The organism is Paenibacillus chondroitinus NBRC 15376, from assembly GCF_004000765.1.
In the GTDB taxonomy this organism is placed as follows: Bacteria; Bacillota; Bacilli; order Paenibacillales; family NBRC-103111; genus Paenibacillus_E; species Paenibacillus_E chondroitinus.
On sequence record NZ_BILW01000108.1, the window covers coordinates 1 to 1017 of the forward strand.

The window sequence follows — 1017 nt, forward strand, 5'->3', positions numbered from 1 at the left end:
TGATCGGCTGCCGTCACCTGTCTTAAGTAATGGAGGTTAGTGGTAGTAGGAAATTAAAAGAGGTGTAGGTTATGAATAAACCACGTGAAATTCAACCACTAAGATTACAGGGAGGATGGACGGTAGAATTTAATAACTTTTATGAATGTGAACCCCATAATTCCAATGATTTTGATGCTTATTTTTTTGAAGATTTATTGCAATTTACCAATAGTAAATTTAATCTTGTTCTCGACTTGGGTTGGTATCCAAATAGTGATAAAAACGGTACATATAAACTGTTTTTAATTAAGAATTATAATTGGGAAAACCCATTGGAATATTTTGAGAGTAGGAATACAAAAGCAATTGTAGAGAAAATTGAGTATTGGACAAACTATGGTTTTTTTCAAAAATATCTATAAGGATGTCCCCGCTATTACTCAAGCATTTATATTTGTATTTAATGGTGAACGTTAGTTCAAACCAATCAGGGAGCAGTTTGCTGCCGCGGCAGCTGCTCCTCTGTCGTTAAGCTAAAGGGAGGATAGTTACAAATAAAGGAAAAATTTCTATTGCAGAGAATAACTTTATAATAACATTTTTGGGGGTACACGCATGTGGATATCAAATGAAGTAAAGCGTGGGTTTCCACCTGATTTTAAAGTAAAGTATAGATTTTTTACGAAAGAAGAAGGAGGTAGGAAAATACTTCCTAGACAAGGATATAGAAGTGATTTTGCTTTAGAAAGGGATTTTTTAGAGACAGGGATTGAGTTGAGAGTCATCCACCCTGAGTTCGAAGATGAGAACGGAGAAATAATTATTAATGAGGGATGTTCAGTTTTAGAATCAGGGACCGCTAGAATGTGGATAATGTTTCCTAAAGCACGAGAGGAAAGACATATTCATGATATTAAAGTAGGACTTAAAGGATATTTCATGGAGGGACCAAACCGAGTTGCTGAAGCCGAGATTATAGAAATTATCGGCCTATTTACAAACCCTAGAACTAAATAGAGATAGCTTTAATGTTCC

2 protein-coding genes are annotated in these 1017 nt (G+C 35.0%); both read left to right on the forward strand.

What is annotated here, in order from left to right:
* Positions 1-71: 71 nt before the first annotated feature.
* Positions 72-404, forward strand: coding sequence for a hypothetical protein (locus PCH02S_RS35490; protein ID WP_127458804.1), 333 nt, complete (start codon positions 72-74; stop codon positions 402-404).
* 193 nt (positions 405-597) lie between these two features.
* Positions 598-999, forward strand: a complete 402-nt coding sequence (locus tag PCH02S_RS35495; protein ID WP_127458805.1) for a hypothetical protein — start codon at positions 598-600, stop codon at positions 997-999.
* Positions 1000-1017 lie beyond the last annotated feature (18 nt).

Coding starts and splice junctions, on each gene's coding strand:
- PCH02S_RS35490 (WP_127458804.1), top strand. CDS start 72: ATGAATAAACCACGTGAAATTCAACCACTAAGATTACAGGGAGGATGG.
- PCH02S_RS35495 (WP_127458805.1), top strand. CDS start 598: ATGTGGATATCAAATGAAGTAAAGCGTGGGTTTCCACCTGATTTTAAA.